This window comes from Bacillus sp. CH140a_4T (genome assembly GCF_008923725.1).
Classification (GTDB): Bacteria; Bacillota; Bacilli; order Bacillales; family Bacillaceae_G; genus Bacillus_A.
Genome location: NZ_WBPF01000013.1, coordinates 679,280 through 697,001, shown reverse-complemented (window position 1 = coordinate 697,001; position 17,722 = coordinate 679,280). Strand labels below are relative to the sequence as shown.

General features: G+C 37.0%; 17 protein-coding genes and 1 pseudogene. 14 read left to right on the top strand and 4 right to left on the bottom strand.

The features are described from left to right. Positions 1–2 precede the first annotated feature (2 nt). The 3 genes and pseudogenes from nadA (at position 3) to F8162_RS12380 (ending at position 3,953) form a co-directional block, all read left to right on the top strand. On the top strand, positions 3–1,109 hold the full coding sequence (gene nadA / locus F8162_RS12390; RefSeq protein WP_151633550.1) for a quinolinate synthase NadA: 1,107 nt from the start codon (positions 3–5) through the stop codon (positions 1,107–1,109). Positions 1,110–1,335: 226 nt separating this feature from the next. Further along, positions 1,336–1,492 (top strand): annotated as a pseudogene (gene safA, locus F8162_RS29440) (SafA/ExsA family spore coat assembly protein); the annotation flags it as partial. Between the two features lie 1,813 nt (positions 1,493–3,305). After that, positions 3,306–3,953 carry a YhcN/YlaJ family sporulation lipoprotein gene (locus F8162_RS12380; RefSeq protein ID WP_151633554.1) on the top strand — a complete coding sequence of 216 codons (648 nt, stop codon included), beginning with the start codon at positions 3,306–3,308 and terminating at the stop codon, positions 3,951–3,953. Positions 3,954–3,986: 33 nt separating this feature from the next. Here F8162_RS12380 and F8162_RS12375 read toward each other — a convergent pair whose 3' ends face one another. Further along, positions 3,987–4,421 carry a branched-chain amino acid ABC transporter substrate-binding protein gene (locus F8162_RS12375; protein ID WP_151633556.1) on the bottom strand — a complete coding sequence of 145 codons (435 nt, stop codon included), beginning with the start codon at positions 4,419–4,421 and terminating at the stop codon, positions 3,987–3,989. A 442-nt stretch (positions 4,422–4,863) separates the two neighbouring features. Here F8162_RS12375 and F8162_RS12370 point away from each other — a divergent pair, with 442 nt between their 5' ends. Beyond that, positions 4,864–5,394, top strand: a complete 531-nt coding sequence (locus F8162_RS12370) for a BofC C-terminal domain-containing protein (RefSeq protein WP_000871171.1) — start codon at positions 4,864–4,866, stop codon at positions 5,392–5,394. A 12-nt stretch (positions 5,395–5,406) separates the two neighbouring features. Here F8162_RS12370 and F8162_RS12365 read toward each other — a convergent pair whose 3' ends face one another. Beyond that, a complete protein-coding gene (locus tag F8162_RS12365) occupies positions 5,407–6,351 on the bottom strand; it encodes an iron-hydroxamate ABC transporter substrate-binding protein (protein WP_151633558.1) in 945 nt (314 codons plus the stop codon). A gap of 188 nt (positions 6,352–6,539) precedes the next feature. Here F8162_RS12365 and ruvA point away from each other — a divergent pair, with 188 nt between their 5' ends. The 6 genes from ruvA to yajC are packed head-to-tail and all read left to right on the top strand — an operon-like array spanning position 6,540 to position 10,873. Further along, positions 6,540–7,157 carry a Holliday junction DNA helicase RuvA gene (ruvA, locus tag F8162_RS12360; RefSeq protein ID WP_000464511.1) on the top strand — a complete coding sequence of 206 codons (618 nt, stop codon included), beginning with the start codon at positions 6,540–6,542 and terminating at the stop codon, positions 7,155–7,157. Between the two features lie 5 nt (positions 7,158–7,162). Continuing rightward, complete coding sequence (gene ruvB / locus F8162_RS12355; protein ID WP_000344467.1) at positions 7,163–8,164, top strand: Holliday junction branch migration DNA helicase RuvB; 1,002 nt, start codon at positions 7,163–7,165, stop codon at positions 8,162–8,164. Continuing rightward, a complete protein-coding gene (locus F8162_RS12350) occupies positions 8,161–8,361 on the top strand; it encodes a DUF2905 domain-containing protein (RefSeq protein WP_151633560.1) in 201 nt (66 codons plus the stop codon). Before ruvB ends, F8162_RS12350 begins: the two co-directional genes overlap by 4 nt. Positions 8,362–8,380: 19 nt before the next feature. Continuing rightward, positions 8,381–9,433, top strand: coding sequence for a tRNA preQ1(34) S-adenosylmethionine ribosyltransferase-isomerase QueA (gene queA, locus F8162_RS12345; protein ID WP_151633562.1), 1,053 nt, complete (start codon positions 8,381–8,383; stop codon positions 9,431–9,433). A 12-nt stretch (positions 9,434–9,445) separates the two neighbouring features. After that, positions 9,446–10,585 (top strand): tRNA guanosine(34) transglycosylase Tgt, encoded by a 1,140-nt coding sequence (tgt, locus tag F8162_RS12340; RefSeq protein WP_000125362.1) that lies wholly within the window; start codon positions 9,446–9,448, stop codon positions 10,583–10,585. Between the two features lie 27 nt (positions 10,586–10,612). Continuing rightward, a complete protein-coding gene (gene yajC, locus F8162_RS12335; protein WP_001068064.1) occupies positions 10,613–10,873 on the top strand; it encodes a preprotein translocase subunit YajC in 261 nt (86 codons plus the stop codon). A gap of 36 nt (positions 10,874–10,909) precedes the next feature. Here the strand turns inward: yajC and F8162_RS12330 are convergent, their stop codons facing one another. Next, positions 10,910–11,293: a TIGR04086 family membrane protein gene (locus tag F8162_RS12330; RefSeq protein ID WP_151633564.1), complete on the bottom strand. Its 384-nt coding sequence runs from the start codon at positions 11,291–11,293 to the stop codon at positions 10,910–10,912. Positions 11,294–11,396: 103 nt separating this feature from the next. On the opposite strand from F8162_RS12330, the gene F8162_RS12325 reads away from it, so the two are divergent. Continuing rightward, complete coding sequence (locus F8162_RS12325; protein WP_151633566.1) at positions 11,397–12,044, top strand: DUF421 domain-containing protein; 648 nt, start codon at positions 11,397–11,399, stop codon at positions 12,042–12,044. Positions 12,045–12,073: 29 nt separating this feature from the next. On the opposite strand, the gene spoVB is transcribed toward F8162_RS12325, so the two are convergent. Then, positions 12,074–13,633, bottom strand: coding sequence for a stage V sporulation protein B (gene spoVB, locus F8162_RS12320; protein ID WP_151633568.1), 1,560 nt, complete (start codon positions 13,631–13,633; stop codon positions 12,074–12,076). A 186-nt stretch (positions 13,634–13,819) separates the two neighbouring features. Between spoVB and F8162_RS12315 the strand changes: the two genes are divergently transcribed. The 3 genes from F8162_RS12315 to F8162_RS12305 all read left to right on the top strand — a co-directional run bounded on the left by F8162_RS12315 (position 13,820) and on the right by F8162_RS12305 (position 17,689). Beyond that, positions 13,820–14,104, top strand: a complete 285-nt coding sequence (locus tag F8162_RS12315) for a post-transcriptional regulator (protein WP_151633570.1) — start codon at positions 13,820–13,822, stop codon at positions 14,102–14,104. Positions 14,105–14,374: 270 nt separating this feature from the next. Further along, positions 14,375–16,639, top strand: a complete 2,265-nt coding sequence (gene secDF / locus F8162_RS12310; RefSeq protein ID WP_151633572.1) for a protein translocase subunit SecDF — start codon at positions 14,375–14,377, stop codon at positions 16,637–16,639. A gap of 156 nt (positions 16,640–16,795) precedes the next feature. Then, positions 16,796–17,689 (top strand): cation diffusion facilitator family transporter, encoded by an 894-nt coding sequence (locus F8162_RS12305; protein ID WP_151633574.1) that lies wholly within the window; start codon positions 16,796–16,798, stop codon positions 17,687–17,689. Positions 17,690–17,722: the final 33 nt, after the last annotated feature.

Below are 17,722 nucleotides of genomic sequence, written 5' to 3'. Positions count from 1 at the left end.
ATATGAGTATTTTAGAAAAAGTTCAACCGATTGAAACGATGTTACCAGAGCGTTATTACACGATGACAATAGAAGATATGGAAAAGCGCGTTCGTGAAATTAAAGAAAAAATGGGGAAAACACTATTTATTCCAGGACATCATTACCAAAAAGATGAAGTGGTACAATTTTCTGATGCCACAGGAGATTCACTTCAGCTTGCACAAGTTGCAGCGAGTAATAAAGAAGCAAAATATATTGTATTTTGCGGTGTACACTTTATGGCAGAAACAGCAGATATGTTAACGACAGATGATCAAATCGTTATTTTGCCAGATATGCGTGCAGGTTGTTCGATGGCAGATATGGCAGATATCGAACAAACAGAAAGAGCGTGGAAAGAGCTCACAAAATTATTTGGAGATACGATGATTCCGTTAACGTATGTTAACTCTACAGCTGCAATTAAAGCGTTTTGCGGTCGTAATGGCGGAGCGACAGTAACTTCCTCTAATGCAAAACAAATGGTATCTTGGGCATTTACACAAAAAGAGCGCCTTGTCTTTTTACCGGACCAACATTTAGGAAGAAATACAGCTTACGATTTAGGTATCCCGTTAGATAAAATGGCAGTATGGGACCCGCATATAGATTCATTAGAGTACGATGGAGACATAGAAGAAATTCAAGTCATTTTATGGAAAGGGCATTGTTCAGTACATCAAAACTTTACAGTGAAAAATATTGAGAATGTAAGGAAAAATCATCCAGATATGAATATTATCGTACATCCGGAATGTTGCTATGAAGTTGTAGCTGCTTCGGATTACGCAGGATCAACGAAATATATTATTGATATGATTGAAGCGGCGCTACCTGGAAGTAAATGGGCAATTGGTACAGAGATGAATTTAGTGAACCGAATTATTCAGCAACATCCAGATAAAGAAATTGTTTCACTTAATCCATTTATGTGTCCGTGTTTAACGATGAACCGAATTGATCTGCCGCACTTATTATGGGCGCTTGAAACGGTAGAAAGAGGAGAAGAAATTAACGTTATTAGCGTTGATAAACAAGTGACCGAAGAAGCGGTTCTTGCATTAAATCGTATGTTAGAGCGTGTGTAAAGCAGCGGGATTCCCGTTGCTTTTTTCATACATATAATCATAACGAGAACGAAATGGGCATACATTGTTTTGAAGAAATCATTGCGATTTTTTTGATGCTTATTTCACTTCGAACTAAATTGGAAATAGAAGAAGTGTTAAAAGTGAAAAGAAGTTCATGTTATTTAGAAGGTGTTACTTCATGAGGTTTGTTACTTATAGATAAGTTATACAGGAGGGGGAAAATTTGAAAATTCATATCGTGCAAAAAGGGGATACCCTTTGGAAAATTGCGAAAAAGTACGGAGTGGATTTTGATACGTTGAAAAAAACAAATACACAACTTAGTAATCCAGATTTAATTATGCCAGGTATGAAAATTAAAGTGCCATCAAACAGTGTTCATGTAAAACAGCAGGCTGGAGCAGGTTCAGCACCTCCAAAACAATATGTAAAAGAAGTGCAACAAAAAGAATTTGCAGCAACGCCAACTCCGCTTGGAATAGAAGATGAAGAAGAAGTTACGTATCAATCAGCACCAATTACACAACAGCCTGCTATGCAACAAACACAAAAAGAAGTGCAAGTAAAACCGCAAAAAGAAGTACAGGTAAAACCACAAAAGGAAATGCAAGTGAAGCCGCAAAAAGAAGTGCAAAAAGAAAAGCCAATTCAAATAGAAAAACCAGTTGAAAAACCGTCTGTTATTCAAAAACCGCCTGTTATAGAAAAACAAAAACCAGCAGAGAAAGAAAACACGAAGTTCTCAGTAAATGTTTTACCACAGCCGCCGCAACCACCAATAAAAGCGAAAAAAGAATATAAAATTTCAGATGTAATTAAAAAAGGAAGCGAGTTAATTGCTCCTCAAATTAATAAGATGAAACCTAATAACGTCATTTCTCCGCAAACGAAAAAAAATAACATCGTATCACCGCAAGTAAAGAAAGAAAATGTAGGAAACATCGTATCACCGCAAGTAAAGAAAGAAAATGTAGGAAACATCGTATCACCGCAAGTGAAGAAAGAAAATGTAGGAAACATCGTGTCACCGCAAGTGAAGAAAGAAAATGTAGGAAATATTGTGTCACCAAATGTATCGAAAGAAAATGTAGTGATTCCACAAGTTATACCGCCAAATATTCAAGTACCAAACATCATGCCAATCATGGATAACAATCAACCACCAAACATAATGCCGATAATGGATAACAATCAACCACCGAATATAATGCCAATCATGGATAACAATCAACCACCAAACATAATGCCAATCATGGATAACAATCAACCACCGAATATAATGCCAATCATGGATAACAATCAACCACCAAACATCATGCCGATAATGGATAACAATCAACCACCGAATATAATGCCAATCATGGATAACAATCAACCACCGAATATAATGCCAATCATGGATAACAATCAACCACCAAACATAATGCCAATCATGGATAATAACCCAATACCAAACATCATGCCGATAATGGATAATAACCAAATGCCAAATATAATGCCAATCATGGATAACAATCAACCACCGAATATAATGCCAATCATGGATAATAATCAAATACCAAATATGATGCCAATCATGGATAACAATCAAATGCCAAATATGATGCCAATCATGGATAACAATCAACCACCGAATATGCTGCCATATCAAATGCCATACCACCAACCTATGATGCCGCCAAATCCGTATTATCAACAACAAAATCCATATCAAATGCCGTATCAGCAAGGAGCGCCGTTTGGACCGCAATATACATCTATGCCAAATCCAAATATGATGCCAATGGATAATAATATGCCGCCGCTCGTACAAGGTGAGGAAGATTGTGGATGCGGAGGAGAAAGTAGACTATATAGTCCACAACCAGGCGGTCCGCAATATGCAAATCCTTTATATTATCAACCAACTCAATCGGCATATGCACCGCAGCCAGGAACGATGTATTACCAACCAGATCCAGCAAATGTATTTGGAGATCCAGTTTCAGAAGAAGAGGACGAAGAGGAAGTTTAAAAAAGGTGGGAGTATTCCCGCCTTTTTTGTATGTAGAGTCGTTCTGGAAACGGAAGATTTACATCAAATGTTAGAAAATCCCCAGTGAAATATTAACAGTGTAAAAACCTTCTCTGTTACTCATCATAAGAGGGAGCTTTTCAGAGGAGAAGCTCATTCTAACAGAGGGGGTTTTTGTATTGAATACGAAAGTAAAAGTGATTGCTGCTTCTTTGTTAGTTACCAGTGCATTAGCTGCATGTGGTACACCGAAAGATAACAATGCAATGGATGGACGTAACTACAATTACGACCGTACATCTTATAATGATACACACCAGTATCGTGATAATGTAACGCGTAATGATCGTTATACAGATTATGTAACATATAGAAATGGTCGTAACGGTACAGGATATAACAATTATTACCGTGATGTAAATTACAACGGGCAAATTGCGAATCCGCATCCAACTCGTAATATTACAATGAACAATTCATACATTAACAATGATGGTAAAACAGCAGAAAAAATTACAAATCGTGTGAAACGTATGAATAACGTAGACCGTGTGTCTACAGTTGTATATGGAAACGATGTAGCGATTGCGGTAAAACCGCGTAATCCAGTAACAAATGAAACAGCGATGGCAAATGAAGTTCGTCAAGCTGTTGCAAATGAAGTTGGAAACAGAAACGTATATGTTTCTGTAAGAAATGACATGTTTACACGTGTCGATGCAATGAGTACACGACTGCGTAACGGTACAGTTACAAACGATTTCAACCGTGACATAACAAATATGTTCCGAGACATCCGTTACGGTTTAACTGGTACTATGCGATAGTAAAACAAAAGAGGAAGGGCTAGCCCTTTCTCTTTATTCATCGTCATCTTGTAAACGACGTTTTTTAATGAAATAACTAACGGAATAAGAACCTAAAAAGCATATGAAGAGAATACCACCTGTTAAAATAGCTTCAAAGAGAGGTCTTTCTGGACTGAAAATAATATAAATAATAGCCATAACGATTCCTACAATAAGAGAACGTAAAACAATTTTGTAATAAGGAGTTAATTTTATTTCCTTTTCACTTTCTTCTACATCAATTGAAACACTTAACTGTAAATAACTAAGTACGATACTCGTAAGAATAAATAATAGCCACAATGGAGATTTCGTAATTTGATCCATTCCTTCAGTGAATCCGATATAGCCTAAAATTCCAATTATACCAAGTGATTGAAAAAGAAAGGCAATACGTACGTTTTTTAACGTTTGCAGAATGAGGCGTTCATCCTTTATTTTTTTCATAATATCCATCTCCTGTTTATTATGATTTCGCTGTTACATCAATTGTAACATATATATTGCATTTATCAATTTATAATTTACATACGGTTCATTTGGATGAAAGAGGAAATGAATTATTTTTATAAACATGTTGCACTTATACTTTATTAATGTTATATTAGAAAAGCGATGAGCTAATTTACGTAAGACGAGAGATATGCTTAAGTGCTAAACACGCGAATGTGGTCGCCTGGTCTCTCGCCGTAAACGCATCAAGACGCCTGCTTTGCAGGCGTCTTTCATTTTATATAAAAACAAATGCTAATGCAGATAAGTATAAAACTTTATCTGCATTTTTTTATTTTCGAGAGAAATGTAATATGGTCATTTATATGGATAAAACCCCCATTTCCGGAAAAGCTACTAATGAAAGTTTGATTTTGCCTAAAAGAGGTGAACGGAAATGAAATGGATACTGATTGCGATGCAAGCTTTCGTTATGATGTTTTGTTTCGTTTATGAAACGAATGTGAAGGCGGAAGGACCAGTACCAGAAGTAACAGAAAAAGAGCCGGAAGTTACAATTTTATTAGAGCGAATGTATGTTGATGGAGAAGTAAGCGAGGAAATATTTACAGAAAAAGTGGCGGACTTAGAAAAGTTTTTACAGCAATATAAAGAATGGCAGCTTGTTGATCGTGATGATGTACAAATCGTATTACAAAAGAAAGTTGATGATATTTCTCCGTTATTAAAGACAAGCGGCTATTTTGGTGTGTCAGAGGAAGGGATATTACAAATTTTTAAAGGTGTACCGAAAAGTGATAATGCGATTCATTCCTTCTTTCAAATTGATATGAAAAAGCTAGAGAGTTATGAACGGGCGAAGTTGAAGCGTGGTATCCGTATTAAGTCAAAAGAAGGATTCGTGAAGACAATTGAAAAAATGAAGCAATACGCAGTGCAAAATAAGAAAAAAAGCAGCTCATGGTGAGCTGCTTTTTTATTACTTATTCTTTTCCAAAATTTGTTTTGCGATTTCATCAATTAGCATGTCTTTTCCGATTGGATTGAATGCTTTCGTATTGAAGACTTCATTTGACACTTCATATACGTGATTATTTTTTACCGCTTTATTGTCTTTCCAAACGGCACTATTTTTATAGTCTTCGTACACTTTATCAGCTTCGCCGCCGAAGTTTACAATAAACATTTGATCCGGCTGGAATGCAACAAGACCTTCTAGTGATACCTGCGCCATCGTTTGTTTTAAATCTGTCCCTTTTGTTGCAGGGAGTTTTAAGTCGTTAAAGATGATGTCACCGTATCCGAAGCTACCGTATACACGGAAGTTTTGTGGTGTAACTGCGACGAACATAAAGTTCTCATCTTTTGTTTTCTCTTTTATCTTTTTAGATAAAGAGTCTGCCTTTTTATCGTAGTCTGCAATCCATTTGTCTGCTTTCTTCTCTTCGTCAAATAGTTTACCTACTTCTTTAAACTTACCGCGCCAGTCTTCTAAGTTTGTTTCTAAAACAACTGTCGGTGCAACCTTTTCTAACTGATCATAAATCTTCAATTGACGATTATTTAAAATAATTAAGTCTGGTTTTAAAGCAGTAACAGCTTCTAAATCAACTTTAGGTGCCCAGTACCAACCTACTGCTTTTACCCCATCTAATTTTTCTGTTAAGTGATTTTGGATTTTATCTTTATATGTGTTTGCTGTACCAACAGGTTTGTGTCCAAGAAGTAATAACTCTTCTGTTGATCCAGATAAGTCAACAATTCTCTTCGGATTTACTGGAATTGTAGCTTCCCCTTTAGCATGTTTTACAACTTTTGTTTTCGGTTGTTCTTTCGCTTTTGATTCTTCTTTTTGAGAAGAGCAGCCAACGATAGAAAGAACAACTAGCATAATAGTAAATAAGATAAATAGCTTCTGTTTCATCCTGATGTAACCCCTTTAATTAGTATTGATAATCATTATCGACTTCTGTATATTAAGGTGCTTTATACTTTCTGTCAATGGAAAATAACAGAAGTTTTAAACGGAGAACATTTGTTGGGGTAGTCTCGCTTTTCTATCATTAAATATGTTAAAATGGAATACATGATTTAAGAGGGAGAGATCGTATTTTGTTTGAATATGTTACAGGTTACGTGGAGTATGTAGGGCCGGAATATGTCGTAATTGACCATAATGGAATTGGTTATCAAATTTTCACACCAAATCCGTATGTATTTCAAAGAAGTAAGCAAGAAATCCGTGTCTATACATATCATTATGTGAGAGAAGATATTATGGCACTTTACGGGTTTAAAACCCGTGAAGAGCGTTTATTATTTACAAAGTTGTTAGGTGTGTCTGGTATTGGACCAAAAGGCGCTCTTGCAATTTTAGCTTCTGGTCAAACAGGACAGGTCGTTCAAGCGATTGAACATGAAGACGAGAAGTTTTTAGTAAAGTTCCCGGGCGTCGGAAAGAAAACAGCGCGCCAAATGATTTTAGATTTAAAAGGAAAACTAGCTGATGTCGTGCCAGATGCATTTGTTGATTTATTCTCAGACACAGAACGTTTTGATGAGAAGAAAGGTTCATCAGCTGAGCTTGATGAGGCGCTGGAAGCTCTGCGCGCACTTGGATACGCAGAACGAGAAGTTTCTCGCGTTGTACCAGAGTTATTAAAAGAATCATTAACGACGGATCAGTATATTAAAAAGGCACTTAGTCTTTTACTAAATGGTAAGAGGTGAGTATAATGGACGAACGTCTCCTTTCAGGGGAATCTGCATATGAAGATTCGGATTTAGAATATTCATTACGGCCACAGACGCTCCGTCAGTATATTGGCCAAGATAAAGCGAAACATAATTTAGAGGTGTTTATTGAAGCGGCGAAAATGCGTGAAGAAACGTTAGATCACGTGCTTCTATATGGACCACCAGGTCTTGGTAAAACGACGCTTGCCAATATTATTGCCAATGAAATGGGCGTAAATGTTAGAACAACTTCAGGACCAGCAATTGAAAGGCCAGGAGATTTAGCAGCTGTATTAACAGCGCTTCAGCCAGGGGATGTATTATTTATTGATGAAATTCATCGCTTGCATAGATCGATTGAAGAAGTGTTATATCCTGCGATGGAAGATTTTTGTCTTGATATTGTAATTGGAAAAGGGCCGTCAGCACGGTCTGTACGTTTAGATTTGCCGCCATTTACATTAGTTGGAGCAACGACACGTGCGGGAGCATTATCAGCACCGCTGCGTGACCGTTTCGGTGTACTTTCGAGATTAGAATATTACACAGTAGATCAGCTTTCTGAGATTGTTGAACGTACAGCAGAAGTATTCGAAGTTGAAATTGATTCGTTAGCTGCACTAGAAATTGCAAGACGTGCTCGTGGTACACCTCGTATTGCGAATCGTCTTTTAAGACGTGTACGTGATTTCGCGCAAGTTCGTGGTAACGGAACGGTTACGATGGAAATTACACAAATGGCATTAGAGCTACTGCAAGTAGATAAATTAGGTTTAGATCATATTGACCATAAATTATTGCTTGGTATTATTGAGAAATTCCGCGGTGGCCCAGTGGGGTTAGAAACGGTTTCGGCAACAATCGGAGAAGAATCTCATACGATTGAAGATGTGTATGAGCCGTATTTATTACAAATTGGCTTTTTACAACGAACGCCAAGAGGCCGAATCGTAACGCCGCTTGCATATGAGCATTTCGGAATGGAGATGCCAAAAGTATGACGGAGATGCCGAAATTGCTTATTACAGCAGGTATCTTACTCATCGTTGTTGGCTTAGCTTGGAAGTTCATTGGAAGACTTCCAGGCGATATTTTTGTGAAAAAAGGTAACGTTACCTTTTATTTTCCTATCATTACATGTATTGTGATAAGTATTGTATTATCTTTTATTATGTATATAATAAATCGATTTAAATAAGAAATAGGTGGATATAGTTATGGATATAAATCTGTTTGATTTTCATTTACCAGAAGAACTTATTGCACAAGTCCCATTAGAAGATCGTGAAACATCAAGATTAATGGTGTTAGACCGTGAAACAGGTGACATTGAGCATAAACATTTTACAGACATTCTTTCTTACTTACATGAGGGAGATTGCTTAGTATTAAATGAAACGAAAGTAATGCCTGCTCGTTTGCATGGTGTGAAAGAAGATACAGGTGCACACATTGAAGTACTTCTTTTAAAACAAGAAGAAGGCGATAAGTGGGAAACGCTTGTTAAGCCAGCGAAACGCGTAAAAGAAGGAACTGTTCTCTCTTTTGGCGAAGGGAAATTAAAAGCAACTTGCATAGGAACTGCAGATCAAGGTGGACGTCAGCTTGAATTTTCATATGACGGCATCTTCTATGAAATTTTAGATGAACTTGGGGAAATGCCACTTCCTCCATATATTAAAGAGACGCTAGAAGATCGCGATCGCTATCAAACAGTATACGCGAAAGAGGTCGGTTCAGCAGCGGCGCCGACTGCAGGACTTCACTTTACAGAAGAGTTACTGGAGAAGTTAAAACAAAAAGGCGTTGAATTAGCTTTCATTACACTTCACGTAGGGCTTGGAACATTTAGACCAGTTTCTGCCGATACGATTGAAGAACACCATATGCACGCAGAATATTACCATATGTCTGAAGAGACAGCAGCATTATTAAATCGTGTGAAAGAGAATGGTGGACGTATTATTACGGTAGGTACGACTTCAACTCGTACGTTAGAAACAATTGCGACAGATCATGATGGCAAGCTTTGTGCTGCTTCTGGCTGGACAGACATTTTTATGTACCCAGGTTATGAATTTAAAGCAATTGATGGTTTGATTACAAACTTCCATTTACCGAAATCAACATTAATTATGCTTGTAAGTGCATTTGCAAACAGAGATAATGTACTTCATGCTTATAATGAAGCAGTAAAAGAAAAATATCGTTTCTTTAGCTTCGGTGATGCAATGTTCGTTGCATCTCACGCTAAAATGGGAAACAAATAAAAGGAGTAAATTATGACAGCAATTCGTTATGAATTTATTAAAACTTGTAAACAAACAGGTGCCCGTTTAGGACGTGTACATACGCCGCACGGTTCATTTGATACACCAACGTTTATGCCAGTTGGTACACTTGCAACAGTTAAGACAATGTCACCAGAAGAGTTAAAAGCAATGGATTCTGGCATTATTTTAAGTAATACGTATCATTTATGGCTACGCCCAGGTCACGAAATTATTCGTGAAGCAGGCGGTTTGCATAAATTTATGAACTGGGATCGTGCAATCTTAACGGATTCTGGTGGTTTCCAAGTATTCAGTTTAAGTGACTTCCGTCGTATTGAAGAGGAAGGCGTTCACTTCCGTAACCACTTAAATGGAGATAAATTATTCTTATCACCAGAAAAAGCGATGGAAATTCAAAATGCGTTAGGTTCAGACATTATGATGGCATTTGATGAGTGTCCGCCATTCCCAGCTACTTTTGAATATATGAAGAAATCTGTAGAACGTACAAGCCGCTGGGCAGAACGTTGTTTAAAAGCGCATGAACGCCCACAAGATCAAGGTTTATTCGGTATTGTACAAGGCGGAGAGTTCGAAGAGCTTCGTCGTCAAAGTGCAAAAGACCTTGTTTCAATGGACTTCCCTGGTTACGCTGTAGGTGGTTTATCTGTAGGTGAGCCGAAAGATATTATGAACCGTGTACTTGAGTTTACAACACCACTTCTTCCAGATAATAAGCCACGTTACTTAATGGGAGTAGGTTCGCCTGACTCATTAATTGATGGTGCAATTCGTGGTATTGATATGTTTGACTGCGTACTTCCAACTCGTATCGCTCGAAATGGTACATGTATGACAAGTGAAGGTCGCCTTGTTGTAAAGAATGCGAAATTCGCAAGAGACTTCGGTCCGCTTGATCCAAATTGTGATTGCTATACATGTAAAAATTACTCTCGTGCGTACATTCGTCACTTAATGAAATGTGATGAAACGTTCGGAATTCGTTTAACGTCTTATCACAACCTTCATTTTCTGTTAAACTTAATGGAGCAGGTGAGACAAGCTATTCGTGAAGACCGTCTTGGCGATTTCCGCGAAGAGTTCTTTGAACAGTATGGCTTTAATAAACCGAATGCTAAAAACTTCTAATACATAATTTAAAAGGAGGAACAAAAGATGAATCCAGGTATGATGAATATCGTTATGATCGTTGCGATGTTTGCGATTTTCTATTTCTTATTAATTCGCCCGCAACAAAAGCGTCAAAAAGCAGTTGCTCAAATGCAAAATGAGTTAGCAAAAGGTGATGCTATCGTAACAATCGGTGGTTTACACGGTACAATCGAATCAGTAGATGAGACGAAAATCGTTATTAAGTCTGGTGGTTCACACTTAACTTTCGATCGCAATGCGATTCGTGAAGTTGTGAAAAACTAATGAGGAAGGCCCTGCATGAAATATGCAGGGCCTTTTTTAGTTATTTTGTTTTGACATATTTACCCCGAAAACCCCACCGAGTGTACTCGCACCCATTAATGCTAATTGATAAAGTAACTGGGAGTTCGATAAAGTTTGAGAGAAGCCTAAATAGTTAACTAGAAAAACAAGTATAGCGAATGTAAGACCTGTTGTGAAACCTACTAGCCAACCTTTCCCTTGTGCTTTTTTGCCGGCAGTAAATCCGGATATAAGCATAGATAAAAGAGCTAGTATAAAAATAGTAATGGCTAATGTCCCTTCAGTCATATCTGTAAACTTTAGTAAAAGAGCCATAACCATGCTAATAATTGATGCAAGAATTAATAAGGTAATAATACCAAAGCCGATTGCAGTTGATAATTTTTTCGTTCCACCCATTTATACATTCCCCCTTTTTAATACAAGCATATTTTCCTTTTGCCTAAGTTAGACTAGTTTCTTTTTGATAGGGGAGTCTATACGTAAAAAAGGAGATGTAGAAATGGAATGGGTATCAATCATTGGCCGGACGATGCTTTTGTATATCATCATATTAATTATTTTTCGTCTTATGGGTAAACGTGAAATTGGAGAGCTAAGTGTATTAGATTTAGTCGTGTTCATTATGCTTGGCGAAATGGCTGTAGTCGCAATTGAAAATACCGATAAATCACTTTGGCACCAATTAGTTCCGATGACTTTTCTGATGTGCATACAAATCATTTTGTCAGTCGTTTCACTAAAGTTTCAGCGATTTCGGCATTTAATAGAAGGTGAACCGGCGATTATTATAAATGCGGGGAAAATTGATGAAAAGAAGATGAGAAAGCAACGTTATAATATAGATGATTTAATGATGCAATTAAGGGAGCAGGGAGTTGGAGATATCCGAGATGTAGAATACGCTATTTTAGAACCATCTGGGAAGTTATCTGTCTTTCAAAAACAAAAAGGTAAACAGGATGCATTGCAGTTTACTCTTCCTCTTATTATTGATGGAGAAATTCAATCGAATCATTTACAAATGATTGAACATACAGACGAATGGCTCATTGGCAAATTAAAAAACATAGGTTATAACGATATCAAACAAATTTTATACTGCAGCTTTCAAAATGGACAATTTTTTGTTGATTTGAAAGAAAACTAGAGGCTTACTATATGAAATAGTAAGCCCGTTTACTTCAAAAATGAAAGTTTTCGAATGATTGGGAGTCGGCTTAACTCTTCTTTTCGAATGAGTTTGAAAGTGAAGAGGAGGACAATATAAACGATTGTTGTTAAAGTGATTTCCCATAATGTTTGTACGCCGAGTGAATGAGAGAAAATCATATATTTATGAAGGTAAAAACCGAAAGAGCCCGCAATACCGATAGCAAGTCCACCGAAAATATAGTCTTTTGCGTAAATGGTAAATGTAATTTTCTTTAAAACAGTAGCGTAATGAAGGAATGTTACCGTTACTATATTTGCAGCGATAGCGAGTGCAACCCCCATCATTTGAAAATCTGGCCTTGAAGCTAGTACAAAAATAACGATTAATTTCACGATAGCGCCAATAAATGTATTCATCATCGCCGCACGTGCTAAGTTTAAAGCTTGTAAAACAGAGGTAAGTGGACTTTGGAAATAATGAAATAAAAAACAAGGTGCAAGAAGCTGGATGAATGCTGTTGCACTATCCGATCCATACATAAGAGTTAAAACAGGAGAAGCGAATACATATAATATAACGACTGACCATCCACCAGTAATTAATGAGATTCTAAGAGCTTGTTGTAAGCGGTGTTCCACTAATTTATGCTGTCTTTTGGCCATTGCCTCGCTAATAGATGGAACGAGTGCTGTAGAAAGAGCGTATGTAATAAAGGCTGGCAGTGATAGAAGTGGGAATGCATAACCGTTTAATATACCGTATTGCTGGGTTGCGACAGAGGCAGCAACGCCGGCAATCGCTAAGCTTTGCATAACGACGATAGGTTCAAAAAAATAGGAAACGGAGCCGATTAAACGACTTCCTGTAGTTGGAAGTGCAATATCCATAAGAGAATAAAATGTACCCTTGCTTTCCTTTACAGTCGTGAAAAATCCAGAGCGTATAGATAAATGTTTTTCGCGCTGGAATAAAGTGAGTAAAAATAATAACGATGCAACTTCACCGAGAACGGCTGATAACATAGCGCCAGCTGCAGCATATTCTACGCCGTAAGGTAAAAATAAACGAATGCATACAGCGATAATTGTAATGCGGACAACTTGTTCTATAACTTGGGCGTAAGCGCTAGGCTTCATATTTTGTTTCCCTTGGAAATAACCGCGTAAAACAGAAGAAACGGCAATAACAGGAACGACAGGTAAAATGGCCATTAATGGATAGTACGTTCGTTCATCAGTTAATAATGTTTTTGCTAAAATAGGTGTGAGGAGCATAATTCCAATTGTTAAAATGATACTAATAACGGATGTAACAGCTAATGATATTGTTAATATTTTTTTAACTCTTTGTTTATCGTTCACAGCTTCCGCTTCTGCTACAAATTTTGCGATTGCGACAGGAAGGCCGATTTGTGTTAATGTAATTGCTAGAATGAATGTAGGAACGGCCATCATATAAAGACCAACGCCTTCTTCTCCTAAAATACGTGCCATTACAATCCGGTTAATAAATCCAAGGATTTTGGTAATAAAGCCGGCTATCATTAAAATAAATGCGCCTTTTAAAAAGCTTTGTCTCGTCATGGTCTTCTCCTACCTTCTCAAAATCAGTGGAATGATTTACAATAATTTATATGCACGTATGAGACAAGAATGACAAGCATTTAAGAGAGTGAAGTGTGAGAGTGCTCTTGAAAGTAGTTATTGCTGTCCATTAGAGCGGGATTAAAAGCGACTTTTCGTGCTGAAATAAGAAGGAGATGTTTATGTATGTTAGAAAAAGAGGCTTTGGTAGAATCATACCGCGGACAGTTACAAGTCGTTTTAGAAAGCAAAGTAGAAGAGTTTCACATGTTCGGTTATGACCGAGTAACAGATGATGATATTTGGAAGTTTCTTAAAGTGAAGAAGTGGAAAAAAATAAACGGTAATGTTAGATTATATGAATTAGTAAATGATGTATTAAGAGTAAGTACTAATGAATATATGAATTATTTAACTGTTGAAGCATATCAAGCGCCACTTTGGTCATTTGATGAATATGAAAATAAATAACCAACTGCAATTGGTTTGTTCTTCCTTTTGCAGTATAATGATAGGTATTGATAATGAGGAAATAATTATGTCTAAGATTATATATAAAGGGGGTAGTGAAGAGAAAAAATAAATAATGAAAGTGTAGGTATTGTGGAAAACTTACCGACACAGCTAGTGATGAACTAGCAAAATTATAGAAAGGAAGTCTACTAACTAGGCGTATGCACACGTGTAAAAGTAAATCGTAAGAGATTTATTTAAAGTGTTAGTAGCAGAAAGAGGGTACATATGGCAAAGCGTGGTACGAGAATTGCCGCCTTTTTCCTCATCGTTTTATTAATCGGTGGAGTAATTGGTGCGGCAGGAAAAGACATAGCAAAAGGAATTAGTCTAGGACTAGACCTTCGCGGTGGTTTTGAAATTCTATATGAAGTAAAACCAGCCAAAAAAGGTGATAAAATCGATCGAGACGTACTTGTCAGTACAGTAGGCGCTCTTGAAAATCGTGTCAATGTTCTCGGTGTAAGTGAGCCGAACATTCAAATCGAAGGGCAAGATCGAATTCGCGTACAGCTTGCTGGTGTACAAGATCAGCAAAAAGCACGTGAAATGTTATCAACACAAGCGAAATTAACATTCCGCGATGTAGATGACAACCTTCTTATGGACGGAACGGATTTAAAAGGCGGCGGAGCGAAACAAACATTTGATGAGCAAGGCCGTGCGAGCGTAGGTCTTACACTAAAGAGCGCTGAAAAATTCCGTGAAGTAACTGAAAAAATTTCAAAAATGCCACCACCAACGAATTTAATGGTAATTTGGCTTGATTTTGAAGAAGGAAAAGATTCGTATAAAGCAGAATCTGCAAAGCCGAATCCGAAGTTCCTATCAGCAGCAACAGTAAGCCAAGTGTTTAACCAAGCTGAAGTATCTATCGTAGGTGGAAACTTCACAGTGGAAAGTGCGAAACAACTTTCATCTTTATTAAATGCAGGTGCACTTCCTGTTGATTTAAAAGAAATGTATTCAACATCTGTTGGAGCGAAGTTTGGTCAACAAGCGTTAGAGCAAACGATTTTTGCTAGTGCGATTGGTATCGCTCTTATTTTCTTATTTATGCTTGTATTCTACCGTTTACCAGGAATTGTAGCGGTGATTATGTTAGGTTTATACATTTTCGTTACATTACTTGTCTTTAACTGGATGCATGCGGTTCTTACGTTGCCAGGAATTGCGGCGTTAGTGCTCGGGGTAGGTATCGCGGTTGATGCGAATATTATTACGTACGAGAGATTGAAAGAAGAGCTGAAAATTGGTAAGTCAATGATGTCAGCATTCCGTGCTGGTAACCATCGTTCATTAGCAACAATTTTAGATGCAAACATTACAACACTTGCAGCAGCTGGTGTGTTATTCGTTTATGGTAATAGCTCTGTAAAAGGATTCGCAACAAGTTTAATCGTAAGTATCTTAGTTGGTTTCGTTACGAACGTATTCGGTACTCGTTTCTTACTAAGTTTACTTGTAAAGAGCCGTTACTTCGATAAAAAACCAGCCTACTTTGGTGTGAAACAAAAAGATATTATTCCATTAACAAAAGGTGTAGTACATCCACCGACAAGATTTGATCGTATTAACTTCGTAAATATCGGTCATAAATTCCTTGTTTTCTCGATTGTAGTTATAATTGCAGGTGCAATTATTTTACCAATTTTCAAATTGAATCTTGGTATTGACTTCGCGAGTGGTACACGTATCGACTTGCAATCAAAACAATCAGTTACTGTATCAGATGTTCATAAAGATTTTAAAGAATTGAACATTGATGTGAAGGAAGAAAATATTGTACCGACTGGAGATGACAATAAAGGTTTCGCCGTTCGTACTTTAGGTGTTCTATCAAAAGATGAAATTGCGAAAACAAAAACATTCTTCCATGATAAATACGGTACAGATCCAAACGTAAGTACAGTTTCACCGACAATTGGTAAAGAAATTGCACGAAATGCATTTATCGCAGTATTAATTGCTTCTGCGGTTATCATTTTATACGTAAGTATTCGATTCCGATTTACGTATGCATTATCTGCAGTGCTTGCATTATTACATGATGCGTTCGTTATGATTGTTATATTTAGTATTTTCCAATTAGAGGTAGACTTAACGTTTATCGCTGCGGTGTTAACGATCATCGGTTATTCTATTAATGACTCGATTGTTACATTTGATAGAAACCGTGAATTATACAAACAGAAAAAACGAGTTCGCGATATAAAAGACTTAGAAGAAATCGTAAATGCAAGTATTCGTCAAACGCTTGGTCGTTCGATTAACACCGTATTAACAGTGTTATTCCCAGTAATTGCGTTACTTATCTTCGGTAGTGAGTCACTACGTAACTTCTCGTTTGCGTTACTTGTTGGATTAGTTGTAGGTACGTACTCTTCTGTTTTCGTTGCTTCTCAAATTTGGTTAATGCTTGAAAACCGTCGTTTGAAAAAGGGAAAAAACAAGAAGAAGGTTGAGAAAGTAGAATCTGAACCACAAGTATAAAAAAGATGATGTCTCTTTATGAGGCATCTCTTTTTTCGTTTGTGGATACAATAAGATAGCAACTTTTTAACAAAAGGAAGATGGAAGAAAGTGGTGGTGTTATCGCTGTTTTTGCTACAATAAAAAGATAGGTTAAGAAAAGAAGGGATTTTAATTATGGAAAAAGATGAACGTTTTAAACAGGCCGAGTTTGGTGCTATTGTCGGAATCGTTGGTAATATTATATTAGCGATTGTAAAGGCGGTAATTGGTTATATTGGGAACAGTAAAGCACTATTAGCGGATGCCGTGCATTCTGCATCAGATGTAATTGGTTCGCTCGCTGTGCTTTTTGGATTGCGAGCAGCAAAGCAGCCGCCTGATGAAGATCATCCGTATGGTCATGGTAAAGCGGAATCGATTTCAGCAATTATTGTTGCAGTATTGTTATTTATTGTGGGAATCGAGATAGCGATTTCATCTATAAAAGCTTTTTCACAAGAATTAGAACCACCGAAGGGAATTACGATTTTTGCTGTTGTTCTTTCGATTGTCGTAAAAGAAGGAATGTTTCAATATAAATTCCGATTAGGGAAGAGGGTAAATAGTGATGCAATTATTGCAAATGCATATGAACATCGTTCGGATGTGTTTTCTTCAATTGCAGCTTTAATCGGTATTTGTGCAGCGATTATGGGTGGTAATTTCGGGTTAGATTGGCTTGTATATGCCGATCCAATTGCAGGATTATTTGTTTCACTTCTTGTTGCAAAAATGGCATGGAGTATTGGGGCAGAAGCAATTCATGCAACGCTTGATCATGTTCTTCATGAGGAAGATGTTGTTCCGCTTAGAGAAGCAGTACTTCAAATAGATGGTGTGAAAAAAATCGGTTCTTTATATGCAAGGGAGCATGGTCATTACGTTATTGTTGATATTAAAGTTTCTGTAGATCCATACATTACTGTAGAAGAAGGGCACCGCATTGGAAAGCATGTGAAAGAAACGCTTATGGAACAAGATAACGTACAAAATGTGTTTGTACATATAAATCCGTATTCTCCAAATTAAATATCATTAACATTTTGGTATATAGATATTGCA